3 protein-coding genes are annotated in these 4,099 nt (G+C 71.0%); 2 read left to right on the top strand and 1 reads right to left on the bottom strand.

The features are described 5' to 3' along the window. The coding region (locus HUU95_RS09990; protein WP_174279981.1) for a M23 family metallopeptidase at positions 1-737 on the top strand (737 nt) is incomplete at its 5' end. Here HUU95_RS09990 and HUU95_RS09985 read toward each other — a convergent pair. Next, on the bottom strand, positions 734-1,630 hold the full coding sequence (locus HUU95_RS09985; RefSeq protein ID WP_174279980.1) for a LysR substrate-binding domain-containing protein: 897 nt from the start codon (positions 1,628-1,630) through the stop codon (positions 734-736). The genes HUU95_RS09990 and HUU95_RS09985 overlap by 4 nt on opposite strands. A 281-nt stretch (positions 1,631-1,911) precedes the next feature. Between HUU95_RS09985 and HUU95_RS09980 the strand changes: the two genes are divergently transcribed. Next, positions 1,912-4,099 (top strand): CDC48 family AAA ATPase (locus HUU95_RS09980; RefSeq protein ID WP_174279979.1); only part of this gene is annotated, 2,188 nt, incomplete at its 3' end.

Below are 4,099 nucleotides of genomic sequence, written 5' to 3'. Positions count from 1 at the left end.
CGCTGTATCGCGCCGCGCGCGCGGCGGGGGTGCCGGCCGACATCGTCGAGACGTTCATCCGCGCGCTGGCGACCCGAATCTCGGTCGGGCGCGACGTGGCCGCCGCCGACCGCTTCGACCTGGTGATCGACCGCGAGCGCGCCGCCACCGGCGAGACGCGGCTGGGCGAGCTTCAGCTGGCGGCGATCGACGGTGCGCATCCGCTGACGCTGGTGCGCTGGACGAACGACGGCGGCACCGGCTGGTGGGACGCGAACGGCGAGAACGAGCGGCGCGGCGAGCTGGCCATGCCGGTCGCGGGCCACATCACCTCGGGCTTCGGCCCGCGCTTCCACCCGATCCTTGGCTTCACGCGCCTCCACCAAGGCATCGACATCGGCGCGCCCGTCGGCACGCCGGTGATCGCCGTGGTCGACGGCCGGGTGCAGCGGACCGGCTGGACCGGCGGTTCGGGCAATTACATCGAGCTGGTGCACACGCCGACGCTGGCCACCGCCTATCGCCACCTCAGCCGCATCGCGGTCCGTCCCGGCGAGATGGTGCGGCGCGGTGCCGTGATCGGCTATGTCGGCTCGACCGGCCTGTCGACGGGGCCGCACCTGCATTGGGAGGTGTGGCGCGACGGCAAGCCGGTGAACCCGATGGGCCTGTCGCTCGACTCGGTCGCGCGGCTCGTCGGAGACGACCTGCACCGGTTCAACGCGCGCGTGGCGGCGCTGCGGGCGGTGGCGGGCTAGGCTGGTGATCCTTCGCCCTTGACCGTGTCGACCAGCCAGTCACGGAACATGCGCACCGGCCTGGCCAGCAGCGCGCGGGGGCGGCAGACGAACCAGTAGGAGTACGGGCTTTCCACCTCGATGTCGAACAGGCGGACGAGGCGGGGGTCGCGCGCGTCGTTGAAATGGCTTTCATGCATGAACGCGACGCCCAGGCCCTGCGCGGCGGCCTCCAGCATCAGCGGCCCTGAATCGAAATAATCGACCGCCAGCGGATCGACGTTCGCCACGCCCGCGAGTTGGCGCCACGCGTCGAACGCTTCGGTCATCTCGCGATGCACCAGCGCGGTCATGCCGCCGATCTGCGCGGGGCTGGTGACGGGTTGGGGACCGTCGAGCAGCGCCTTGGCGCCGATGACATAGACGGCGTTGCGATCGAGCCGGTCGGCATGCAGCGTCGGATCGACGTCGCGCGACAGGATGATCGCGGCGTCGAGCCCGTCGCCCAGCCGCGCGACGCCGTGGCCGGCGGTGTCGATGTCGAGGTGCAGCGCGGGATGCGCGCGGCGCAGCTCGCCCAGATGCGGGAACAGCCGCTGCGACGCGTAGAGCGGCAGCACGCCCAGGCGCAGGCGCAGCAGCTCCGTGCCGCTGGTCATCGCCTCCACCGCGTCCGACAGCTGGTCCATGACGGGCGCCAGCAGCCCGAGCAGCCGCTCGCCGTCGGCGTTGATCGCCAGCGCCTGATGCCGGCGCTCGAACAGCGGCTTGTCGAGGAACCGTTCCAGCGACTGGACGCGGCGACTGAGCGCGGGCGCCGACAGGGACAGCTCGTCCGCCGCCGCCTTGATCGAGCCCAGTCGCGCGACCTGGACGAACGCCTCGATCGCGCCCAACGGCGGCAGTCTACGCATGGCCTCTCCCTAGCGCGGGAACGTTCCCACACGAATGCACTCTTTGCAATCGGAGGCGTTCTTTTCGCAATTGCAACAAGCTATGCTGCAGTGCATCTAAGCCATGCCTTTCAGGCATCCTCTCCTAAAAACTTTCACGGGGCCGGTTCACACCGGCCCCTTTTTTTACGCCGGGCCCACGTGAGCAGCGGCCCAGGCTTGCCCCCTGGTCGTGGCACGACCCTTCGCTGGCACCTTCCTCCTTCCCACCCGTTCAGCCGCAGACGGTAGGAGTAGCTTCGATGGCGGACGCGGATGGCGGCGAGACGCGGCGGATCCAGGTGGCGAACAGCCGCCCGGAGGATTCGGGGCGTGGCCTCGCGCATGTCCCCCGCGCGCTGATGGCGGCGCTGGGCATCACCGAGGGCGATGTCATCGAGGTCGTCGGCAAGCAATCCGCGCCGGCGCGCGCGGTGCTGCCCTATCCGGAGGACGAGGGGCTGGACCTGCTGCGGATCGACGGGCTCCAGCGCGCCAACGCCGGCGTCGGCTCCGGCGACTTCGTGGAGGTGCGCGCGGCGCAATCGAAGCCGGCGGCGCGCGTCGTGTTCGCGCCCGCGCAGCAGAACCTCCGGCTCCAGGGCTCGGCGCAGGCGCTGCGGCGGACCTTCGTCGGGCGGCCGCTGGCGCAGGGCAATGTGGTCGCCACCGCCGGGCACCAGCGCGTCGGCAACCTGCCGCCCGGCGTCCAGCGCTACATGAACGCGCCCGCCTATGCGCTGCAGGAGATCCGGCTGCTGGTGGTGGCGACCGCGCCCAAGGGCATCGTCCATATCGACGAGAACACCGAGATCGAGCTGCGCCCCGAATATGAGGAGCCCGAAGCGGCCCGGCGCGCGGACGTCACCTATGACGACCTGGGCGGCATGGCCGGCACGATCGACCAGCTGCGCGAGATGGTGGAGCTGCCGCTGCGCTACCCCGAGCTGTTCCAGCGGCTGGGCGTCGATCCGCCCAAGGGGCTGCTGCTCTATGGCCCGCCGGGCACCGGCAAGACGCGGCTCGCGCGCGCGGTGGCTAACGAGAGCGACGCGCAGTTCTTCCTGATCAACGGGCCCGAGATCATGGGCTCCGCCTATGGCGAGTCGGAAGGGCGCTTACGCTCCGTGTTCGAGGAGGCGACCAAGAACGCGCCGTCGATCGTGTTCATCGACGAGATCGACTCGATCGCGCCCAAGCGCGGCCAGGTGACGGGCGAGGCGGAGAAGCGGCTGGTCGCGCAGTTGCTGACGCTGATGGACGGACTGGAGGCGCGCGCCAACCTGGTGGTGATCGCCGCCACCAATCGGCCGGAGGCGATCGACGAGGCGCTGCGGCGGCCGGGCCGGTTCGACCGCGAGATCGTGGTCGGCGTGCCCGACGAGCGCGGGCGGCGCGAGATCCTGGGCATTCATACGCGCGGCATGCCGCTGGGCGACAAGGTCGATCTGGGCGAACTGGCGCGCACCACCTATGGCTTCGTCGGCGCCGATCTGGCGGCGCTGGCGCGCGAGGCCGCGATCGAGGCGGTGCGGCGGATCATGCCGCAACTCAACCTGGAGGAGCGGACGATCCCGCCCGAGGTGCTGGACCAGCTGTCCGTCACGCGCGAGGATTTCCTGGGGGCGCTCAAGCGCGTCCAGCCATCGGCGATGCGCGAGGTGATGGTGGAGGCGCCGCGCGTCCGCTGGGAGGACGTGGGCGGACTTGACGACGCCCAGATGCGGCTGAAGGAAGGCGTCGAGCTGCCGCTGAAGGACCCCGACGCGTTCCGGCGGCTGGGCATCCGGCCGGCCAAGGGCTTCCTGCTCTATGGTCCCCCCGGCACGGGCAAGACGCTGCTCGCCAAGGCGGTGGCGCGCGAGGCGGAGGCGAATTTCATCGCCACCAAGTCCTCCGACCTGCTGTCCAAATGGTATGGCGAGAGCGAGCAGCAGATCGCCCGGCTGTTCCAGCGCGCGCGCCAGGTGGCACCGTGCATCGTCTTCATCGACGAGCTGGACAGCCTGGTCCCCGCGCGCGGCGGCGGGATGGGCGAGCCGCAGGTCACCGAGCGCGTCGTCAACACGATCCTGGCCGAGATGGACGGGCTGGAGGAACTGCAATCGGTGGTGGTGATCGGCGCCACCAACCGGCCCAACCTGGTCGACCCGGCGCTGCTGCGGCCCGGCCGGTTCGACGAGTTGATCTATGTCGGCCTGCCCGACGAGGCGGGGCGGCGGCGCATTCTGGGCATCCAGACCGGCAGGATGCCGCTCGGGCCGGATGTCGACCTGGACACGGTGGCGCGGCGGGCGGAACGGTTCACGGGCGCGGACCTGGAGGATTTGGTGCGGCGCGCCGGGCTGGTGACGCTGCGGCGCGGCACGGGCGCGGCGACGGTGGACATGGCGGCGTTCGAGGCGGCGCTGGCCGAGGCACGCGCGAGCGTCACGCCCGGGGCGGAGGCCG

Source organism: Sphingomonas bacterium (assembly GCF_903643065.1).
Taxonomy (GTDB): Bacteria; Pseudomonadota; Alphaproteobacteria; order Sphingomonadales; family Sphingomonadaceae; genus Sphingomonas.
The sequence above is the reverse complement of the archived record's forward strand: the minus strand, read 5'-3'. Positions and strand labels throughout refer to the sequence as shown.